The sequence below is a fragment of the Janthinobacterium kumbetense genome (genome assembly GCF_023703445.1).
Classification (GTDB): Bacteria; Pseudomonadota; Gammaproteobacteria; order Burkholderiales; family Burkholderiaceae_D; genus Janthinobacterium; species Janthinobacterium kumbetense.
In genome coordinates this window covers 19,226-40,468 of record NZ_JAMQGR010000012.1, presented here as the reverse complement: position 1 = coordinate 40,468, position 21,243 = coordinate 19,226, and the positions used below count along the sequence as shown (strand labels likewise).

Genomic DNA, 21,243 nt, shown 5'->3' with positions numbered 1-21,243 from the left:
TAGACAGCCGCCGCGCGCGGCGACTGCCGAATGTCATCAAATGTTCATAAAACTCCGCTCAAGGCTGCAAACCGCGCCGCTCGTTCGGCGTGAGCGCCTGCAGCTGCGGCGCCGTCAACGGCCCCGCCCCCAGCACCTGCACCACGCCGGCCGGCTGGTAGCTGGACGCCTGCGGTTCGCCGCCCGTGTGCTTGCCGACACCGGCTTCGTCCGCCTGCTCGTTGCCAAAGCCCAGCACCTTCACCGTGAACAGCGACGGCTGCGCCTGGCGCGTGGCAGCCCGTTCGCGCTGCAGCACGTCCTGCGCCGCGGTGACGGCTTGCGTGGCGGCCGCGCTGGCATTGCTGAGCGCCCCCACGTTCACCGAGGCGATCACGGGCATGCCCGTGGCCTTGCCCTGCACCTGGATGTTTTCCGCGTTGACCACCTGCAAGGCCGCCAGGTTGACGTTGCCCGAGACGCGGATGCCCGCCTCGCCCGCGTCGATGCTGCCCAGCGGGGCGATCAGGTCGATGTCGCCGGACGGCACCTCCGGGATCGGGTTCAAGGTGGCGATGCCGGCGCCCGTGTTCGGCGTGGTCGGCGACAAGGTCACCATGCCGATGTCGTCGTAGACCCGGCGCTGCGGCGCAAACACCACGGTGGACTTGGAGCCGCGGCCCGCATTGATGTCACCCTGCGCCGACCAGGCCAGGATGTTGCCGCCGAAGGTGGTGAAGATACGGCTCTGGCCCAGCAGGATGCTGTCGCGGGCGTAGATCTGGATTTCACCGGCGCCCTGCGTCAGCACGCCCGAGCCTTCGCCCGGCACGAAGCCGCCATCGACGCCCACCAGGGTGCGCCCGCCCGGGGTCAGGATGTCGATGTTGCCGCCGAAATCGGTGTGGATGCCGGCATCGGCCAGGTCGAACACGGGGGCGTGGATGTCGCCCCCCAGCACATATTGCTGGCGCGTCAGGTAATTGACGCCCTTGCGCGGCCGCTTGGTGCTGCCGCCTGAGGTGCCGTCCAGATAGTAGGTGGCGCCGCTGAACATGGTCAGGTCACCCGCATAGGTCACGGGCTTGCCCTGCGCATCCTTGCTCGGGAACAGCGTGGCGATGGCTTCGCGGCCGCGCAGGTAGCTGCCTTCGCGCACGCCGCCGGCAGCCGTGTACTCGCGCCCGCCAGCCTTGAGTTCGGCGAAATAGACGTTGCGCAGGAAGACGCGCTGCTGCTCGGCCGGCAAGGCCGCGAAAAACTTGCGCGCATCCATGCTGCCGGCATCGAAGGTCAGCCCGGCGCTGTTGCGCTGGCCGGCGCCGTAGCGGGTTTCCAGCCAGTTGACCAGATGCAGCTGGCTCGACAGGCCGTATTCGCGCTGCAGGTCGCGCCTGGCGCCGCCGCTGCCGGCCTGGAGAGACTTGTCGAGCTCGCCTTGGCGCGCCGCCAGGAAGGCGGGCGCGCCCGCCGCGTCGCCGCTGTAGCCGAATTCCGCGCGCAACCAGTCGGCCAGGCCCAGGCGGCCGCCATACACGGCTACCGCCTTGCCGGGCTGGTCGGCCAGCGGCTTGCCTGGGTCGATCAGGTTGGCAGCGTCGAGATAGCGCGCGGCAAAGGCGTCATAGTTGGGGCCGTACGCCCCGACCCCGGCCGCCACCGCGATGCTGGCGCCGCTGCTGCGGTCGCCAGGCGTGATATGCGTCACCGCGCCGATACTCTTCAGCTCGGCCTTGTCGGCCATGTCGATATCGCGCCCGGCCGTCACTTCCAGCGTGCCCGGACCGCCCACGTAGAACGTGCCATAGCGAATGTCGCGGCCGGCACGCACGACCGACACCTCGTCTGGATTGTTGTGCAGTATCAAATTGCCGCGCGCCGAACCGACAAAGTTTTCCGTCGGCCGCAGCGGCAGCGACGGGTTGGCGTACGCGATCTCCGAAGTCCAGCCCAGCAATCCCTGTGGCGTCGCTTCGACCAGCCCCAGCGCCGTGCCGGAGTTGACGATATCGCGTCCGGCCCGGATATCGACGGGACCGGCGCCCTCGTACCAAGTGCTGTGGCTGGCCGACTTGCCGCCGCCGCGCGTGATGATGGAACCGGTGCGCAAGCCGACGATGTCGCCCGCCAGCGCGTAGTAGCGCGCCGGCAGCTGGTCTTGCACCGCGTAGCCCGAGGCGGTGGGCGGCGTCAGCGTGAACAGCGGATAACGCTGCGGTGAAGCACCCGCTTCGCGCGACGCGAACAGCACGCTGGGCGCCTGTGCCTCCTGATTGACGTTATGCGTGTACATGTCGCCATACGCGGTCAGGCCACTCACTCCCGCGAAACCGGGATTGAACGGGCTCGGCAGCGCGGTCGGATCGGCGCCCGACGCCGTCACCGTATAGGCGCCGGCGTAGATCGAATCGGCGGCCAGCAATTCCAGCTGCCCCGGCGTGCGGCGGGTGAAATGCGCATCGACCGGCGACGGCGCCAGCAGCAGGCCGGTGGCCGGCCGCGCCGGCGCATTGGTGCTGGTGTCCATATCCCTCGCCCCTTGGGCGGAGTTGCCGACATACAGGCTGCCGCTGGCGGCCACCGCGCGCAATTGCGACGGCATCACGAAACGCCCGCCGCTGGAAGCCTGATTGCCGCTGGCGCGGTCGTCGCTCCAGGCCGTGGATGGCGTCAGGTTGCCGCCCGCGCTGAACAGGTCGATGGCGGTCGACGGCGTCCACAGCGAGAACCAGCTGTAGCCCTCGCCGTCCTGCGCCACGCCCTTCGCGGTGAACGGCGTGCCGTTGTTGATCTGGGTGACGCGGCCGGCGTCGCCCACGCCGCCCAGCACCAGGTCGCCGCGCGCATCGATGCGCACGCCGGAGTCGCCCGGCACCACCACCGGCCCGCCGCCCGCGATTGACGAGGTGGCCGTGTAGACCTGATGGGCGCGCGACTCCTGGCTGTCGCCCATGTCGAAGCGCAGCTCGATGCCGCCCACCGATCCCGCCTCCATGCGCAAGGCGCCGCGCAGGTTGACGAAGGTGCTATTGAGGTCGCCACGCGTGCCGGAAAAACGGATATCCGGCGTGATCTCGCCTATCGTGTCGGCAAACGAGCGCACTTCGGCCACCGGATTGAGGCCGCCGCCAATGCGCACGTCGAGATCGCCACCACCGGTGAGCGTGAGCGCGGAACCGTCGGCCGATACCCGGCCGGTGCTGGCCACCGCCAGGTTCAAGCCCTGGCTGCGCATGACGAATTTACCGCCTTGGTCGGTACGCGGCGACAGCATGCCGGCGGCCTTGCCTGCCTCGAATACGAGGTTGCCGCCGCCCAGGGTGCCGATGCCGGTAAAGCCGGTCATCACGGGCTGGGTCTCGTACAGGAAGTTCGTGCCAAGACCGCCAGCGACATAACTGCCAAAGTTGATCCACCAGGCGGTGGGCACGCCCTCGCCCTGGGCAACCGCGCTGCCGGTGCCCTGGCGCCACAGCCAGGTGCCGACGGCGCTGCTGTCCTGCTGCGGACGCAAATAGCCCACGTCGTCGGGGCGACGCTCCGTGCTGTAGCCGCCACCCACCAGGTCGCCGGTGACGTCGCCCTGGGCGCGCACCAGCACGTTGCCGCCATGCTCGGGATACCAGGCCTGGTACAGGCTTTGCGCGCCACCGTCGACGTAGGGCTTGAAGGCGTCGCCATCGGGGCCGAGGATGGAACCCTTGCGATCCGCCGCGCGCGGCAGCCGGTAAGCCGCCGCCACGTTGGCCGCCTGGGTACCGGCCGTGTACACGCCGTACGGCGAATTCTGGCTGAAGTTGCCGCCGGCCAGCAGGTCGAGGTCGCCCGTGCCGGTACGCAGCACGCTGAACAGCTGTTGCCGCGCAGGCAGCGCTACCACGGGGAAGCTGGCGCCTTCGGGCAGCCACGTCACCAGGTCGCCCACGTTCCACTGGTTGTACGCCAGCAGAGCTTCCACGCTCTCAAATTCGGCGAGATTGACCTGCGTGCCGGCGGGATAGCCGGCATACAGTTCCGAGTCGCCTATCCAGTAGAAATTGCCCGCCACGCCGTCGATCGGCGGCGCCGCCACCTTCGGCAAGCTGAGTCCCAGGACCGCGCCGTAGTGGTGGTCGGCCAGCAGCAGACTGCGGTTGTCGCCCATGGGGCGCAGCGCGCGGCTATCGGCCGCCTGCAAATCGGCACCAGCCACCAGGCGCATCGACCACGACTGCGAACCGCTGGCCAGCATCGGCGCCAGCGCCCAGTTGCGGCCCTGGTTGCCGTCGGCGTCGGCCGGACGCAAAGCCACCGAATCGGCGCCGCCAGGCAGCCGCACCCAGGTTTCGCTCGGTACCAGCGCGCCCTTGCGCAGCTTCAGTTCGCCGGCCAGCGCCACGCCATTGGCGGGCGTATCGGGGAAGCCATCACCGTCGTAGTCGGGGCTCGGCGTGTCCCTGACGGCGCCCACCGGGTACGGCAACGGCACGCCGCCGGGCCAGGTCATGGCCGCCACGGACATTCCCACAGGCAAGCGGGTGCCGGCGTCGAGCCGCGTGCCGCTGCCCAGCGTGACCGCCTTCGCCAGCACGGTGCCGGCCGCATACACGACGGCGCCGGCGGCATTGCGCACGGCGCCGCCCAGCACCGTGCCGGCCGGCAATTCCACGTCGGCCGTCAGGGTGGCTTGCGACGGCAGCGCCGTGCCTGCACGCAAACTCATCGGTTTCATCGGCAAGTCGTAGTTCAGGGTGCGGCCGGACTGGAAGAAGGTGTCGTCGGCCAGCGTGACCAGCTCGCCATGCGGCACGATGACGTCGGCGCCGAACGGCACCCGGCCCTTGGCCAGCATCCAGCCCTTGTCGTCCGGCGTGACCGGCAAGGCCTTGCCATCGAAGCCGTCATTGATGCTGCCGAAGACGTTCAGGTTGCCGCCGGCGCGCAGCACCAGCGCACCCGCTTCGCCGGAGCCGGCCACGCCGGTCTTCTGCGTGTGCGGATTGACGCTGGCGTAGCGGTGGCCCGACAGGTTGATGTCGCCATCGACATGCAGGTCGCCGTCCGGCGTGGCGCTGAGGATGGCCACGCCCGGACGCAGGTGGAACGCGTCCTTGTAGTTGCGCAGGCCGGACAGGCGGCCGTTCATCAGCCCGTCGTTGGCCAGGGCGCCCTTCATGAAATCGACGCTATCGTCGTGCTTGCGGTCCAGGTAAGCCTGGTCAATGATCTGGTAAGGGCGGCCGTCGGCCGTCGTTTCCGTGCCCGGGCGGGCGTCCGTGTACGACCAGAAACCGTTGACCGTGATGGCGCGGGCGCCGTCGATGGCCAGCGGACCGGCCGCATCGATGGCGACGTCGTTGCCGGTGGCGCCGCCGAGGCGCCGGGCGCTCAGTTCCAGCGTGCCCAGCGAGGCGATGCGCTCAGCCTTGCCGGCCGTGCCGGCGCGCAAGTCCATGCGCGCGCCGGTATCGAGCACCAGGCGGCCGCTGCCGGCATCGATGTCGATCACGGCGCGGTTGGGCGCCTCGATCACCTGACCGTAGCTGTCGACGCGCAGCACGCTGCCGTGGGCGTCGAGCAGCGCGCTGCCTGCCACGCTGACGCCGTCGCGCGCGGCCAGGCGGATGCTGCCCACCTGCTCGCCGCTGGCGTCGACGGTGCCGTTGACGGCCAGACGGCCGCCATCCACCGACACCGTGATTTCGCGCGCCTTCAATTCATTCTCCAGCACCAGGTCGCCCTGCTTGAGCTGGAAGCTGCGGCTGCCGAACACGCCGCCCTTGCTCAGACGCTGGTTCAAGCCCTTGAAATCCTCGATATGCTGGCCGCGCACGTCCAGGCCGCCCGCTGCGAACGGCACGTCGGTGCCGCCCGCGTCGTAGTGGCCGCTGCTGCCGCCGGTGATGCTGCCCAGCAACGCCACGCTGCCCGCCTGCGCGTCCAGCGCGGTGGCGGTGAGCTTGCCGGCGCGGTTGGAGACGGCCGAGAAATCGATGGTGGAAGCGGCCGCCTGGCGCACGTCGCCGTGGCGGCTGTCGAGCACCACGTCGCCGCCCCAGCTGTACTTGGGCACGCCGTTGAAATCGATCTTGCGGCCGGCCAGGTCGAGCCGGGCACCGTCGCCCAGCACCACATCTTGCTCAGCGGACACACTGAGCTTTCCGCTTGGCAACAGCACGGCCGTGTCGAGCGTCACGCTGCGCCCGTCCAGCGCCACTTCGGCGCCCAGTGCGCCGGCCAGCGCGGCCGCGCCCGGGACGGTGGCGGCCGTTCCGGACGGCCTGGCGACGTGAATGTCGCCGCCCGCCTTGATCTTGTTGACGGAACCGGCGGCGCCCGTGAGCAGCGCCGTGTTCAGCGCCAGGTTGCCGCCGCTGCGCAGATAGCCCTTGCTGTCCGCATCCCAGCCGCTTTGCGACTGGTACACCGACAGCGAGCCCGTGTGGTTAGCGGTGATGCGCTCGCTGGCATTGATGGCGACATCGGCAAAGCCGAGGATCAGGCGGTCCATGCCGTGGATGGTGTCGGGCCGGCTGTTCGGGCCATAGCCGAACTCGACCTGGCGGGCGTCGACCTGCAGGCGTCCGCTGCCGCCGCCGGCGCCGCCGCTGGCGACCAGGCCCGGCGCCGTCGTGGCGCCGTTCCATACCAGCACATCGGTCTTGATGCGCGCCACGGCGTCGCTGCCGCCTGCGCCGTAGATCGCGGGAGTGCCGATCACCAGCCGCTCCAGCGACGATTTTCCCGTACTCGCATTGATGGTCGACAATTCGACGCTGTCATAGAAATTGATGGCGTCGCGCGCCGTCAGCGCCAGGCTTTCCAGCGCCGGCGCGCCCGCGCTGGCGTCGCCGCGCAGCAGGCGGTCGAGGATGCCCTGGTTCAGGGTCAGTCCGGCCGGCAACGCGTCGCGCGCGGCCATGGCGGCCAGCGACGCTGCGCTGCCCACATTGATGCCGCCCACGGCCAGCACCAGGTTGCGCGTGCCGTAGGTGGTGGCGTCGCGCAGGTTGAAGCTCTGGTCGGTGGCGGCGACGATGCTGCCTTCCGAATACAGCGGCGTGCTGCCGCTGCACACGGCGCCCGCCGCGCAGGCGCCGATGTCGATGCGGCCCGGTCCGGATCGCGGATCGGTACTCACGCCGGGCGCCAGCATGTCCAGCCGGCCATTCGACACGGCCAGCACGCTGGACTTGCCCGGCGCATACACGTAGCCGTTGCTCGAATCCCAGGCGGCGGCGCCACGGCCCAGGGTATTGATGCCGCCACCCTGCTCGATGACGATGCCGCCAGCCTTGCTATTGGTCACCAGGAATACTTCGCCAGCCTTGAGCACGGCGCCGTCGCGCACCACGATGTTATCGACGCCGCCCTGGAACTGGGCGATATTGGCTTGCTGGTTGCCGCTGGTGCTGCTGTAGTTGACGGTAGGCAAAGCGCCGATGCCCAGGCGCGGGGCGCCGATGGCGTTCAGGGCGTCGACCCGCACCGCCATGCCCTTGAAGTCGACGGTGGGCGCGCTGGCGCCGCCGATGATTTCGTAGTTCTTGCCGGAGCCACCCAGCAGCAGCGCGCTGCCGCCGAAACCGTCCTTGCCTGGCGTGTAGTTGGTCGTGCCGGCAAAGCGCAGCGCGTCTTGCATCACGCCCGTGCCGCCAGCACCCGCATTGGACTGCACCAGTTCGATGTGCAGCGCCTTGGCGTCGCGTTCGAGCAGCGGCCGCGGCACGCCGTCGCGCACCGCCTGCGCCAGCGCGAATGCGCCGTAGCTCGTTTCATTGTATTGCGAATAGCTGCGCAGCACGTCGGCCGGCGTCAATACCGCCTGCGATGGCAGCGCCGCGCGCCAGTCGGTATTGCTGGTGCCCAGCTGCACGGCGGTGGCAAAGGAGCCGTTGCGCATGGCCGTGGCCGACCCGACGGGCAAGCCGCCGGCGGCCAGGCCGTTCAATTCCACCCGGAACGCGCCGGGCAGCAGCGCAAAGCTCGACGGCAGCAAGGTATAGGTGCCGGCGGCCAGGCCGGGCACGCCGGCGCCGATGGTGATCTGGCGGCCCAGCGCCGGATCGCCGGCGCCATTCTCGGCCACGATGGGCGCATAGCCCGGCTGCGCGCCCGGAACGATGGCGTAGACGGGATTGGTGGCCAGGCCCGGCAGCACGAAACTGCCTTTGCCCGACGTCTGCACCAGCGGGTTGAGGCGGGCGTCCGTCGAGCCGCCGCGGCCGGCCAGGAAGGCCGCGCCGGTCAGGGTGCCGCCGCCTGACAGGTCGAGCACGGCGCCGGCGCGCACATCGACGTGTTTGCCGGTGAGCACGACGGCCGGGTCATTGCCCACGCCCTTGTACGCGACGTCGACGCCGTCCATCATGTAGCTCAGGCCATCGAGCGAGCCGCCGTACGGCATCACCAGGCCGTTGGCGCTGACCGACGTCACGCTGCCAGGCAGCAGATTGGTGTAGCCGGTCACTGCGCCATTCGTATTCTGGCCCAGCGTGATTTTGCCCAGCGGCGCGCGCAGCACGCCACCCTGGTTCACCGTGCCGGCACTCAGTTCAAGCGAGCCGAACACCGAGTAGGGCAGGGCCGGCAACGGCGCGGCAGGGTCGCCGCTGCGCTCGATGGTCAGTCTGCGGGCCGGATCGAACTCGGTCGCCAATTGCCCGAATTCATTGATCACGTTGCGTTTGCCCACCTCCACCTTGCCGGTGGCGCCGCTCACCGGATAGATTTGCGCGCCCGCCAGGGTCAGATTGCCGGGCGTGTACAGCGCGGCCGCCGTGCGCATGCGGATGTCGCCGCTCGAACGCAGCGCCAGCTCGCCAAAGGCATCGCGCTTGACTTCCAGGTCGGCGGCGGCGTTTTGCCCGATCACGCCGTTGCTGCCGACATTGACGGCATTGGCGAGGTCGATCATCGCGGCATTCAGCGTCAGACTGGCGTGGTCGTCCACGTTGGGCACGCCCAGTTTGCCGCTGCCGACGCCGCCGTTGCCGGAGCCGCGCACCGGATTGGGCATCAGGTGGTCGTCGCTCTGGGTGCGGCTGGTGCCGGCCAGGCGGATGTAGGGCGCCGCCAGCTTGACTTGCGCGCTGGCGCCGCCGGCATCCCCGGCCAGGGCCAGTGCGCTGGACGTCAGGCGCAGGCTCTGCCCCATCGACAGGTCGAGGTTGCCATCAAAGCTGATCAAGCCGTTCGACAGCAAGGCCAGGTGATCGAAGCCGCCGGCGGCCACGCGGTCCGCGCCCAGGCGGGCCACGCCGTAGCGCAGCGCCGGATCGCTGTCGCCCACCTGCAAGTCGGCGGCCAGGCTGCTTTCGCCCTGCAGGCGCGACAGCACCAGCTCGCGCGGCACGCGCACCGCGTCTTCCACGCCCAGGCCCTTCAAGTCGAGCTTGCCGACGATGCCGTAGTTCGGCGCTTCGAGGTTGAGCGCCAAGGTGCCGCCGGCCGCGCCTGTCCCGCCCGCTGCCGCATGCATGGTGCCGTCGAGCAACAAGCCGCGGAAGGAGCTCAGCGCGATGCTGCCGCCGTCGCTGGCCACCTGCACGCTGCCCTGGCCGGGCAGGTCGAGCAAGGCGGCGGCGCCGGATGCTTCCAGCCGTGCGCCGGGGCGCACGATGACAAAGGCGTCGGCCGCCTCGACCTGGGTGGCGTCGAGGTTATGCCTGGCGCCGATCTCGATGGTGCCGCCGGCGCCCACATGGCCATACACGCCGCCCTGGGCGTCGGTGGCGGTGGCCGCGCGTCCGGCCACGTCGAGTACCGCGCGCTCGCCGATCCAGATCGACTGGGCATTCGCGCTGCCGTCTGGACGGTTGATCTCGCCACCGGTGACCAGCATGCCCGGCAACACGGAAATGCGGCCGCCGGACGCGCTCAATGTGCCGTCGACGGTGATCTGGCCATTACCGGTCAGGCTGATGCTCTTGCCGTCATCCACGCGCAGCGTGGCGCCCTGGCCCACCACCACCGGCGCCTTGGCGTTGCGGGTGCCGCCCGACAGCGCGATATCGGCGCCGGCGCGTTGCTTGAGCACGCCTTTCACGGCATTTTCCTGCCATAGCGGGGCCAGCCACGGTTGCAGGACGGCGGCCGAATCGGTGCCGGTCGGCAATTGCGCCGCCAGCGCCAGGTCGGCGCGCAGCAAGGGCATGGTGACGTCGATGGTGGCGCCCTGCGCCACCTGCACGCCCTGCTGACCGTTGATGTTGTAGTGCGCGAAGCCGCGCTGGAACAGCTCATTGTCCAGCACCAGCAGCGGCTTGACCACCAGGTCCTTCGGCGCACGGTTGCCGGCCAGCAAGCGCTCGCCCGCCTGCAAGGTCACGTCAGCCACGAACGCGGTACCGGCGGCCACCCTGGCGTTGAAAGCGGGCACCGGCATGCCGTTCGGGAAGGCGTTGGCCGGCACCAGGTAGCCGGAACCGAGCTTGCCGCGCACGCCCGTGAGCGTGACGCCGGCCGGCACGGTCATGCCGCTGGTGTAGACGATGCCTTTGCTGTCGGTGATGAAGATGAATTCATAGCTGATCGAGGCGGGCGGCACCACCCAGGCGACCGGCAGGGTGTAGGGACGCGCCGCGCTGAAATCTGGCAAGTCCAGCAAGGGCTGGCCGGCAGGAACCAGCGTACTCACATAGCTGAAGTCGGCATCGAGCACGGTGCCGGCCTTGATGGTGAAGGCTTCCGCCAAGGTCAGGTGCACGGGGACGGACTGGCCTGCAAGCAACACACCATTGCCGGCCAGCACGCCGCCGCCCAGCGCCACGCCGGTACCGCTGTCGATGGTCAGCGTGCCGCCGCCGTTGACGCCGTAGCCACGCAGTTCGCCATCGAGCACCAGCGTCTCCGACTTGACGCCGTTGGGATCGTTCTGATTCGAGCGCAAGCTGATGTCGCCGCCGCGTCCGCCCTTCAGTTTGCCGTCGGCCAGCACGGCCGCGCCCGAGGACGTGTCGATCACGCTGCCAGCCGCCAGGTTGACGGTGCCGCTGCTGACCAGCGCCACCGCGCCGCCGTTGACATAGGGCAAGCCGGACGTGTTGGCCGGATCCAGCTTGAGCTGGCTCCACAGGCCGCGCGTGTCGAGCGTCACGCCGGCCGTCACCTCGATGCCCGCCTTCGCTCCGGCCGCCGGCGTGGCGACCGGCGTATCGAGCCAGGCGGTGGTGCCGGTGGTCGGCTTGCTGACGATGTCGCCCAGCGCAATGCTGCCGCCGCGCGCCGTCAGCCCGGCATTGACCTTGACCTGGGGCGCATGCAGCGCGATTTCGCCGCCCGGCGTGACCTGCACCGCCGCGTCGACCTCGATGGCGCTGCCGGCATAGGCCTTGATGCCGCCCAGGTGTTGTGCGTTGAGCCAGCCGGCGTCCAGGTAGGTCTTGCCGACCAGATTCTCGGGCAGCGCATCTTCGCGCAGGAGATTGCCGGCGCTGGCGCCGCCGGCGCCGATATGGATGGCCTGCAGCAACGCTGCGGGATTGTCGCGCAGCTGCGCGCTGGCGGCGTCGTACACGGGCGCCAGCTGGCCCAGCACCAGCTGCCCGCTGCGGGCGGCGGCCAGCTGCGACTGGCGGTAGCCGTCGAGGGTGGCGTCGCGCGCATCCTGCTGGCGCTCGCCCTGGAATACGCTCGATTCGATCGCGCCTTCGAGCACGGCCGAGGTGGTTCCCACCACCACGCGGCCCGCATCGCGGCCCACGGTATAGCCGTTTTCCAGCCGTTGCTGGGCGCCGATCAGGGGATTGGCGAAATTTTCCGTCGTTTCCGCGCCCCAGCGCTGGTGGTGCGCGGCGTAGCCTTGGTAGACGCCCGTATACAGCACGTCGCCGGGCGCCGTCGACAGCCGGTACAGCTGGCCATCCTTGCCGCTGAGCCAGCTCTGGCGGATCATGCCCGTCTGGACGTCGAAAGTGCCGCCGGACACGTTGAGCTTCGAGCCGGCCTGGGTCACCAGTTCGCCGCCCTGGAAGGCCACCGTGCCGCCCTGCGCCGCCCATTCGCCGATGCCGTGGCCGCTGGTATTCAGGTAACCGCTCACTTCGAGCAAGCCGCCGCCCGTGTACCAGCGGTCGGTCGGATAGCCGTTGGTGCCGGCCGCGACCCGCACCAGGTCGCGCCGGTCGACCCACAGGTCGGTGCTGTTGAGGGCCTTGCTGTCGCGGTTGCCCGGCGCGTCGCGCTGCTCATTGCCCTGCGCATTGATCAGCACATTGTTCGAAGCCATCGCCACGTTCACGCCGACGGCGCCGGAAACGTCGATGGCGGCGCCGCGCGCCACTTGCGTGCGGCGCGTGGCCAGCGCATTGACCTGGCCGCCGGTGGCCAGGGTCAGCGAACCGCTGTCGAAGGCGATATCGCCGCCGGAGGCAATCTGGATCAGCGACAGGTCGCGGCGGTTGTAGGCGCCGTCGCTGAGCAGCGCCGAATCCTTGATGAGCGCGTCGCGCTGCACGTCCAGCGCGGTGGCGCCGCTGTCATCGAGCAGCACCGTGGTGAGGCTGTCAGGGGCCAGCGTGACCAGGCCTGCGCTGCCGTCGGCCTTCAGGTGCACGGTGCCGCGCGTCGTCACGCTGGTGCTGCTGAGCAACACGCCGGCCTGCTTCACGTCGCGGCCCGTCAGGGTGACGTCGCCGGTCAGCGCCTGCACCAGACCCGCATTCGTCACCTTGCCGGCGCCGCTTTGCGCGTTGAACTTGACGTCGACCTCGTTGCCACGGGTGCTCGAAGTCTGGTTGGCGTCCGTCCCCAGCCCCTTGCGGATGACGAAACTGTCGCCGGCGGCCAGCGTGACTTGCCCGTTCGGCGCCGACAGGCTGCCGCCGTTATGCACTTCGCGCCCGGCCAGCAGCACGTAGCCGCCGCCTTCCGTCACCGTCTGCGGCTTGCGCGTGCTGATCTGCGCGCCGGCCTGCACCACCACGTCGGCCGTGGCGTTCGCGTGCGTGACCGCGCTGCCGTTGAGCACCAGGTCATTGGCCAGCGTGGGCTTGAAGCCCGCACCCTGCGTTTCGCTGTAGATGCCCTTCTTGAATTGACTGTCGCTCATGCCCACGGCGGCGGCCACCAGGCTGCGCGTGTCGACCTGGCTGCTGCCCGTAAACACGATGCCGTTGCGGTTGACCAGCATGACCGTGCCGTCGGCCTTGATCTGGCCGCGGACCTGGCTGGGACGGGCCAGCGGATCGTTGACGCGGTTGAGTACGGACCAGTTCGCCAACTGGTCAAATTGCAGGGTGGTATTCTGGCCGATATTAAACGTTTCCCAGTTCAGGATCGCCTTGTCGGCCGTCTGCTTGACGGTCACGACGGTCTTGCCGTCGGCCTGCGCCTGCGTGGGGCCATTCGCATTGAACCAGCCCGCCGTCAGGCTGTTGCTGTCGACTTTCAAGCCGCCTTCGGCCAGGCCTTCCGGCACCTTCGAGCCGGCGGCGATGGCCGCCTGGCGCGCCGCCTGCTGGGCCGCCTGCTGCACGGCGATGGCGCGCGCCGCCAGTTGCAGATTGTTCAGCGAACTTTGCAGCTGGGCATTGGCTTTTTGCTGCTGCGCCTGCTTATTGTCCGTCCCGAGGATGGCCTGGCCATTCGGCAAGCGTCCCGTGCTGGCCGCCGTGCCCTGCTGCGCGCCCTTGCCGGCAAACCAGGCGCCGCTGAACGGCTGCTGCGCCTGCGCGCCGCCCGCCTGCAGCAGCACGGCGATGGCCAGCGCCAGCGGTTTCAGGCGTACCGGGCGCCCGGTCCGGTTGCCCGCCATGGCGGAGGAGGATGCGTGTTTCGTGACCGACTTGCTTCGCTGCATGGCGACATTCCCTTTTCATGTTCCGTTGCTGACCGATATCGCGAGGCGGCGCGCGGCACGCACGGGGGCGGGCGGCAGGCACTGATTCGCGGCTTCCAGCAGCATTGACAGGGAACAAGGTCCGGGACTGCAAAAGGTCATGAAAATGTCATAATTGGCGGCATGCCATCGGCATGCATCGCTAGCCAAACAGCACGATGCCGCCCGGCAGTCGCGTCACGCGCGCGCCATACGCGTCCTGGATCAGGGCGATCACGTCGTCGAGACGGTCGAGCGAAAAGCTCGCTTGCACGCGCGTGAGTTTCAAGGCGTCGCCATTGAGGATCAGCTTGCCGGGACGGTAGCGGTTCACCTCGTCCACCACCTCGGCCAGGGTGCTTTGCTTGAACACCAGCAAGCGCTGGCGCCACGCGCTGACGTCGCCCCTGGCCACCGCGCGGGCGATGCCGAAATGCTCGGGCCGGTAGCGCAGCTGCTGGCCGGCCGCCAGTTCCGCATCGTTGCCCGCCTGCGCCACGCGCAGGCGGCCCGCCAGGCACGTCACGCACACTTCCTGGCCGAACAGGCGGATATTGAAACGGGCGCTGCCGGCCGACACGGTGCCGTCGCCCGCCTGCACGCGCACGCGCGCCGCGCCGCGCAAGCCAGCCTGGAATTCCGCCTCGCCCGCCAGCAGCACCAGCGCCGCGGCGCCGTCCTGCACGGGCGCCGCGTCGAGGCGCGTCTGCGTATTCATCTGCACCAGCACGCCGCCGTCGAGCGCCACTTCGCGCTGTTCGCCCGTGCCCGTGGCGTAGTCGGCGGCAAGACCCGCGACGGCCGGCCACAGGTCCATGGGCGGGCGCAGCACCAGCAAGCCCAGCGAGGCGGCCACGGCGCCGCCGAGCCAGGCGCGCCGCGCCGTGTTGACAGGCGCCTGCGCCCGCTTGACGGCGCACGCGGCCGGCGCCATGGCGCCCCACACGGCGCGCGCCTCGGCAAACGCGTTGGCATGCTTGCGGCTGCGCGCACACCAATGGCGAAACACTTGCGCATCGCGCTCGCTGACCTGGCCCGAGGCCAGGCGCACGACCCACGCCTGCGCTTCCTTCTGGATGACACTCATGTCGTCTTCCGCTTGTTCAGTCATGATGTTTAGACGTTTTTCCCGCGCCGGGACCGAAGCGCTGAATGAAATCGCGTCCCATCCGCTCGCAGCAATGTTCCAGGCCGGCGCGCAATTCCTTCTCTACCGTGCGGGCGGAAATGCCGAAGCGCTCGGCGATATCGCGGTGCGGCAACTGGTCGACGCGGGCGGCGATGACGATGGCGCGCCGGCGTTTCGGCAACTCCTGCAAGGCCCGTTCCAGTTCTTCCAGCTCGGCGCGCGCGCTGAAGGTGCGGGCCGGGTCGGCCAGCTCGTCGGCCATCTCGTACAGGTCGTCGATATCCGGCAAGCTGAGCAGGCGCGCATTGTCGCGGCGTTGATCTTCCGCAATGTTGATGGCGATGCGCATCAAATACGCGGACGGGTAGCTGATGGCCTCGGGCGCATTCATCCGTTCGACCCGCAAATACGTTTCATGCAGCGCGTCGTTGGCCAGGTCTTCCGAGCCCAGGCGGCGCTGCAAGTGGCGGCGAAACTGTCCGTAGCGTTCCAGGAACAGCTTGCGCAAGGTGGTTTTGAGCAATTCCGGCATGGTCAGGGCGCCCCGGCCAGCAGGTAGGGCGCGCAATCGGCATCCGGATCGGGCCGCGGCGTCAATAAAATCGTCAGCGGCTGCGGCAAGCCCGCCGGTGGCGCGCCATCCATCTGCAGGCTGCGCAAACGCTGCAGCACGGCGCGGTCGCGCTGTTCCACGCCGCTCGGTTCCAGCACGTGTACGGCGCGCACCTTGCCCCGCTCGTCAAGCCACAGCTGGAAAGCCAGGCGGTAGCGGCCGAAGGCGTCCGGATGCAAGCGGCACAGGGCGCGCGTGAGCGAGCGCTGCAGGATGGCCGCATAGCCTTGCAACGGTAGTGCGGCAGGAGCGGCCTCGGCCGGCACGGGCGCCGGCGCCACGGGGGCGTCGGCCAGCGCCAGCAAGGTAAACGCGTTGCTGCCGCTGAAGCGCGCGCCCAGCTGCGTGCCTGCCAGCAAGCGCTGCAGCGCTTCGGCCGGCGTGTAGTCGCCGCGCACGGGCGCTGCCACGCGACCGGCCGCCAGCTGGCTGCTGACGAGCACGGAATACCCGGTCACTTCGCCAAACGCCACCAGGGCCGCATCGAGCGGCTGGGCAGGCAAGTCGAAGCGCAGGGTCGCGTGCGCGCTGGCGTCAGCACCGTCCGCACCCGCAGCCGGCCGCACGAATGTCATCAATGTCATGAATGTCATCAGCAAGCAGGCGGACAGGGCATTGCCCGTTGCGGCGCGGCGGTGGCTTAGTGTCATTTTCCAGGGGAATCAACGAAAAATCCTGCTCATGAAGTGTCTTGACTGCAATGTTGTCTGCAGAATGGCAAGATGGTAGCTTCATAAAATGACAACTGCATGACATGGCGTCGGCCCGCATGCCGGCCTGTGTCATCGCCGCGACATATGATCTTGCTATGCTGAACGCCTGATCCACCACTGCGGGAGCCGCCATGGCACGCCTGTTATCACTATTGCTGCTGGCCTGCGCCGCCCTGTCCGCACAGGCGGACGAGCACACCGTCGTCGTGAAGGCGGCCGCGCCGGAGAAGGGTTGCGTGGAAGTGGAAGTCAATGGCAAGCGCGCGCAATCGATGTCTTGCTTGAATGAAAAATTATTGCCAGATAGCAACACCGTGAACCGGCAGCCGCCCGCCCTGTCCGGTGCGGAAGCGATCATGCAGCGCCCGTCGAACCAGCTGGGTCTGTACAACCGCGCCGCCCTCGAACACCGTATGGGCAATGCCTTTGGCAAATCCGTCACGCCGCAGCGCCCGCCGCCGCCGACGCCCGCCAGCCCGCTGCTGCCGGCCCCGCTGCTGCCACCCCGTTAGCTGTTGTCAACGCACAGTCCATTTGCGCTGTCAAGATTGCGCAATCGCACCGATTGCGTATCATTCCAGGCTTGATCGCTCTGGAAACAACCATGCTGCCCACTATCGAACAACGTCTTGCCCTTGAACTTGCCGCCAAACCGGTGCAGGTTGCCGCCGCCATCGAACTGCTCGACGAAGGCGCCACCGTGCCCTTCATCGCCCGTTACCGCAAGGAAGCGACCGGCGGCCTCGACGATATCCAGCTGCGCCTGCTCGAAGAGCGCTTGCGCTACCTGCGCGAGCTGGAAGAGCGACGCGCCGCCATCGTGGCCTCGATCACGGAACAGAACAAGATGACGCCCGAGCTGCTGGACGCCGTCATGCACGCGGAAGACAAGACACGCCTGGAAGACTTGTATCTGCCATACAAGCAAAAGCGCCGCACGAAGGCGCAGATCGCCATCGAAGCGGGCCTGATGCCGCTGGCCGACGGCTTGCTGGACAATCCCGAACTGACGCCGGAAATGGAAGCGGGCAAGTTCCTGCGCGAAGCGTTCACGAGTGCCGACGGCAACAACCCGGGCGTGGCGGACACCAAGGCAGCCCTCGACGGCGCGCGCCAGATCCTGATGGAGCGTTTCGCCGAAGACGCGACCTTGCTGCAAACCTTGCGCGAATACGTGCAGGAACACGGCATCGTCGAATCGAAAGTGGTGGAAGGCAAGCAGGACGAAGGCGAAAAATTCGCCGATTATTTCGATTACTCGGAAACCATTTCCACAGTGCCATCTCACCGCGCGCTGGCGCTGCTGCGCGGCCGCCGTGAAGGTATCCTCGACGTCACCCTGCGCCTGGATACGGAGGCGGAAAAACCGAAATGGGATGCGCCGCACAACCCGTGCGAAGGCCGCATCGCCGCCCGCTTCGGCATCAAGCAACAGGGCCGTCCGGCCGACAAATGGCTGGCCGATACGGCGCGCTGGACCTGGCGCGTGAAAAGCTTCATGCACCTGGAAACGGAACTGATGGGCGCGCTGCGCGAACGCTCGGAACTCGACGCCATCAACGTCTTCGCCACCAACCTGAAAGCGCTGCTGCTGGCCGCGCCTGCCGGTCAGCGCGCCACCATGGGCTTGGATCCTGGCTTGCGCACGGGCGTCAAGGTCGCCGTGGTCGATGCCACCGGTAAAGTGGTCGACACGGCCGTGATCTACCCGCACCAGCCGAAGAACGACTGGGATGGTTCGCTGCATACGCTGGGCCGTCTTGCCGCCAAGCACAATGTGTCCCTGATTTCCATCGGCAACGGCACCGCCTCGCGCGAAACGGACAAGCTGGCGCAGGATTTGATCAAGCAGCATCCGGAAGCGAAGATGACGAAGATCGTCGTCTCGGAAGCGGGCGCGTCGGTGTATTCGGCGTCCGAGTTCGCTTCGAAAGAGTTGCCGGACATGGATGTGTCCCTGCGCGGCGCCGTGTCGATCGCGCGCCGCCTGCAAGACCCGCTGGCCGAACTGGTGAAAATCGACCCGAAATCGATCGGCGTGGGCCAGTACCAGCATGACGTGAGTCAAAGCCAGCTGGCCCGCTCGCTCGATGCCGTGGTGGAAGATTGCGTGAACGCCGTCGGCGTGGACGTGAACACGGCGTCGGCGCCGCTGCTGGCGCGCGTCTCCGGCCTGTCGGCCAGCGTGGCGCAAAGCATCGTCACCTACCGCGACATGAAGGGCGCGTTCACCTCGCGCGCGGCGCTGAAAGCCGTGCCGCGCCTGGGCGACAAGACGTACGAACAGGCAGCGGGCTTTTTGCGCGTGATGGGCGGAGAAAATCCGCTGGACGCGTCCGCCGTCCACCCGGAATCGTACCCGCTGGTGGAAAAAATCCTGGCCGATATCAAGAAGGATATCAAGGCCGTCATCGGCGAAACGGCGCTGCTGAAAACCCTCAGCCCCGCCAAGTATGCGGATGACACCTTCGGCGTGCCGACCATTTCCGACATCTTGAAGGAACTGGAAAAGCCGGGCCGCGACCCGCGTCCGGAATTTACGACGGCCACCTTCAAGGAAGGCGTGGAAGAAATCCGCGACTTGCGTCCGGACATGATCCTCGAGGGCGTGGTCACCAACGTGGCCGCCTTTGGCGCCTTCGTCGACATCGGCGTGCACCAGGATGGCCTCGTGCACATCTCGGCCCTGTCGAACACCTTCGTCAAGGACCCGCACACGGTGGTCAAGGCAGGACAAGTCGTGCGCGTGAAAGTGCTGGAAGTCGATGAAAAGCGCAAGCGCATCGCGCTGACCATGCGTTTGACGGATAGCGCGCCGCAGGCGGGCAGCAAGCCGGAACAGCGTGGCGACCGCAACGACCGCCGCAGCATGGCGCAGCACCAGTCGCAGTCGCGCAACGCGCCGGAACCGGCCGGCAGCATGGCCGCCGCGTTCGCCAAGCTGCGCGGTTAAGTTCGTGGCCGCCAGGCAGGGCATCACCATCCTGGCGGCGGACGCGGCCGGCCCGGATGCGCAGCGGCTGCTCGACGAATTGTCGGACGCATTGCTGCGCATCAATGGCGACAGCGGCCGTTCTTCCTTCGATGCCGAGGCGGCCACACCGCGCGGCGGCTTTTACGTGGCCCGCGACGGCGCCGGCCAACTGCTGGGCTGCGCGGCCCTGCGCCCGCTGGGCGGGCCGGACAGCGCCACGGCAGAACTCAAGCGCATGTATGCGCGCCACGGCCAAAGTGGCGTGGGCGCGGCCCTGCTGGCCCATGTGGAAGCGCAGGCGCGCTGCTTCGGCTATGCGCGGCTGCACCTGTCCACGCGCGTGGCGAATACCCGCGCGGTGGCGTTTTATGCCAAACACGGCTATGCACCCGTCGTTGCCTGGGGCAAATACGTGGGCGCGGCACAATCGGTGTGCTTGGGCAAACAGTTATAAGCGTCAACGTGGCTGACTTGCCCGATTTATGACTTGAGCGCATACCCGTGCCGGCGTTTTCTTATAAAATGACGGCATCTATTTATTTACCCATCAGAGGCAGCTATGAGCGACGTACAAACCTGGATCAAAGAAACCGTGACGAACACGCCAGTCGTGCTGTTCATGAAGGGCACGGCCCAGTTCCCGCAGTGCGGCTTTTCCGGCCGCGCCATCCAGATCCTGAAAGCATGCGGCGTGGAAAACATCGCTACCGTCAACGTGCTGGATGACCCGGAAGTGCGCCAAGGCATCAAGGATTACTCGAACTGGCCAACCATTCCGCAACTGTATGTCAAAGGCGAGTTCATCGGTGGTTCCGATATCATGAATGAAATGTTTGAATCGGGCGAACTGAAGTCCCTGCTCGATGCCTGATAGTCAACAGCAGCGGCCGCGCCGTATCGTCGTGGCCATCACGGGCGCCACGGGCGCCGTGTACGGCTTGCGGCTGCTGCAATTGCTCGGCGCCATCCCCGGCGTCGAGACGCATCTGGTCTTGTCGGATGCAGCCGTATTGACCCTGCACCAGGAAACGGGCGTGGGGCGCAAGGACATCGAAGCGCAGGCGCACGTGGTGCACAAGCTGCGCGACATCGGCGCAAGCATCGCCAGCGGCTCGTTTCAATCGGATGGCATGGTCGTCGCGCCGTGCTCGATGAAGACTCTGGCGGCCGTGGCCCATGGCCTGTCGGATAATTTGATCACGCGGGCAGCCGATGTGGTGCTCAAGGAGCGCCGCCGCCTGATCCTGATGGTGCGCGAAACGCCGTTCAACCTGGCGCACCTGCGCAATATGACGGCCGTGACGGAAATGGGCGGCATCATCTTCCCCCCACTACCCAGCTTTTATCACCACCCGCACAGCATTGCGGAAATGGTCGACCATACGGTCGCGCGCGTCATCGACCTGCTGGGCATCGAGCACGGCCTGGCACCGCGCTGGAATGGCTTGAAAAACCCGGACCAGTCAGCAACAAACGACTAACAAACTACATCACCAACTACGCACGTCACGATGCCTGACAAAAGCGTAGCGAGCGGCAGTGATTTGCGGCCGAGAAGCGCAACCGTGCTGAAGCACGGTGAGCATCGCCGGCCGCAAAGCGCGACGCGCAGTAGCTTTGGTCAGGCATCCTCACTCACCGCTTGTCGAACTGGTGAGCACTGGCCTGCTTCAAATCCCTGGCTTCTTCAACCATCCTGCGGTGGGCGATCCGTTTGCGCATCACTTCCGCATGTTGCGCGGCAGTCATGGGGGGCACGGTCATCAAGTCCTTCAGCTGCGCGGTATTGCTGTAGTTACTTTTCATAAGACGGCTCAAATGCTCGGCTCCGTAGTGGATGAACTGGCTGCTTCTGATGTGATTATGCGCTGGTATTGGCCGCTGCGCCGCTGCGTGCGGGATTATTGTCAAATAATTCCGCTGCAGCGCAACATGCGAGGTCTTATTGTGCGACAAAATCATGTCTCCAGTATGACGTTGCGCAAATAAAAGGACAGGAAGAGCGCCGCCAGCGAAAGGCGGACGGCGCCGGCCGGG

10 protein-coding genes are annotated in these 21,243 nt (G+C 67.6%); 6 read left to right on the top strand and 4 right to left on the bottom strand.

The genetic code is table 11. The features are described from left to right. Window positions 1-58: 58 nt before the first annotated feature. The 4 genes from NCG91_RS23990 to NCG91_RS23975 form a co-directional block, all read right to left on the bottom strand. Window positions 59-13,759 (bottom strand): filamentous hemagglutinin family protein, encoded by a 13,701-nt coding sequence (locus tag NCG91_RS23990; RefSeq protein ID WP_251351526.1) that lies wholly within the window; start codon window positions 13,757-13,759, stop codon window positions 59-61. 181 nt (window positions 13,760-13,940) lie between these two features. Next, window positions 13,941-14,888, bottom strand: a complete 948-nt coding sequence (locus NCG91_RS23985) for a FecR family protein (protein ID WP_251351525.1) — start codon at window positions 14,886-14,888, stop codon at window positions 13,941-13,943. Beyond that, window positions 14,881-15,438, bottom strand: coding sequence for an RNA polymerase sigma factor (locus NCG91_RS23980; RefSeq protein ID WP_035823145.1), 558 nt, complete (start codon window positions 15,436-15,438; stop codon window positions 14,881-14,883). Before NCG91_RS23980 ends, NCG91_RS23985 begins: the two co-directional genes overlap by 8 nt. 2 nt (window positions 15,439-15,440) lie before the next feature. Next, the gene (locus NCG91_RS23975; RefSeq protein WP_251351524.1) at window positions 15,441-16,103 is read right to left on the bottom strand and encodes a TonB family protein; all 663 of its coding nucleotides are present in this window, start codon (window positions 16,101-16,103) and stop codon (window positions 15,441-15,443) included. A gap of 260 nt (window positions 16,104-16,363) precedes the next feature. Between NCG91_RS23975 and NCG91_RS23970 the strand changes: the two genes are divergently transcribed. The 6 genes from NCG91_RS23970 to NCG91_RS23945 all read left to right on the top strand — a co-directional run bounded on the left by NCG91_RS23970 (window position 16,364) and on the right by NCG91_RS23945 (window position 21,195). Then, window positions 16,364-16,744 carry a hypothetical protein gene (locus tag NCG91_RS23970; protein WP_251351523.1) on the top strand — a complete coding sequence of 127 codons (381 nt, stop codon included), beginning with the start codon at window positions 16,364-16,366 and terminating at the stop codon, window positions 16,742-16,744. A 92-nt stretch (window positions 16,745-16,836) separates the two neighbouring features. Next, window positions 16,837-19,185: a Tex family protein gene (locus tag NCG91_RS23965; protein ID WP_251351522.1), complete on the top strand. Its 2,349-nt coding sequence runs from the start codon at window positions 16,837-16,839 to the stop codon at window positions 19,183-19,185. 4 nt (window positions 19,186-19,189) lie between these two features. Continuing rightward, window positions 19,190-19,660, top strand: a complete 471-nt coding sequence (locus tag NCG91_RS23960) for a GNAT family N-acetyltransferase (protein ID WP_251351521.1) — start codon at window positions 19,190-19,192, stop codon at window positions 19,658-19,660. A gap of 105 nt (window positions 19,661-19,765) precedes the next feature. Then, a complete protein-coding gene (gene grxD, locus NCG91_RS23955; RefSeq protein ID WP_034753766.1) occupies window positions 19,766-20,077 on the top strand; it encodes a Grx4 family monothiol glutaredoxin in 312 nt (103 codons plus the stop codon). After that, the gene (locus NCG91_RS23950) at window positions 20,070-20,687 is read left to right on the top strand and encodes a UbiX family flavin prenyltransferase (protein ID WP_251351520.1); all 618 of its coding nucleotides are present in this window, start codon (window positions 20,070-20,072) and stop codon (window positions 20,685-20,687) included. Before grxD ends, NCG91_RS23950 begins: the two co-directional genes overlap by 8 nt. 97 nt (window positions 20,688-20,784) lie before the next feature. Beyond that, window positions 20,785-21,195 (top strand): hypothetical protein, encoded by a 411-nt coding sequence (locus tag NCG91_RS23945; protein WP_251351574.1) that lies wholly within the window; start codon window positions 20,785-20,787, stop codon window positions 21,193-21,195. Window positions 21,196-21,243 lie beyond the last annotated feature (48 nt).

What these genes read in the sequence shown, in the direction of transcription:
- NCG91_RS23990 (WP_251351526.1), bottom strand. Translation starts at nt 13,759, where the DNA reads ATGCAGCGAAGCAAGTCGGTCACGAAACACGCATCCTCCTCCGCCATG.
- NCG91_RS23985 (WP_251351525.1), bottom strand. Translation starts at nt 14,888, where the DNA reads ATGACTGAACAAGCGGAAGACGACATGAGTGTCATCCAGAAGGAAGCG.
- NCG91_RS23980 (WP_035823145.1), bottom strand. Translation starts at nt 15,438, where the DNA reads ATGCCGGAATTGCTCAAAACCACCTTGCGCAAGCTGTTCCTGGAACGC.
- NCG91_RS23975 (WP_251351524.1), bottom strand. Translation starts at nt 16,103, where the DNA reads ATGACATTGATGACATTCGTGCGGCCGGCTGCGGGTGCGGACGGTGCT.
- NCG91_RS23970 (WP_251351523.1), top strand. Translation starts at nt 16,364, where the DNA reads ATGGCACGCCTGTTATCACTATTGCTGCTGGCCTGCGCCGCCCTGTCC.
- NCG91_RS23965 (WP_251351522.1), top strand. Translation starts at nt 16,837, where the DNA reads ATGCTGCCCACTATCGAACAACGTCTTGCCCTTGAACTTGCCGCCAAA.
- grxD (WP_034753766.1), top strand. Translation starts at nt 19,766, where the DNA reads ATGAGCGACGTACAAACCTGGATCAAAGAAACCGTGACGAACACGCCA.
- NCG91_RS23950 (WP_251351520.1), top strand. Translation starts at nt 20,070, where the DNA reads ATGCCTGATAGTCAACAGCAGCGGCCGCGCCGTATCGTCGTGGCCATC.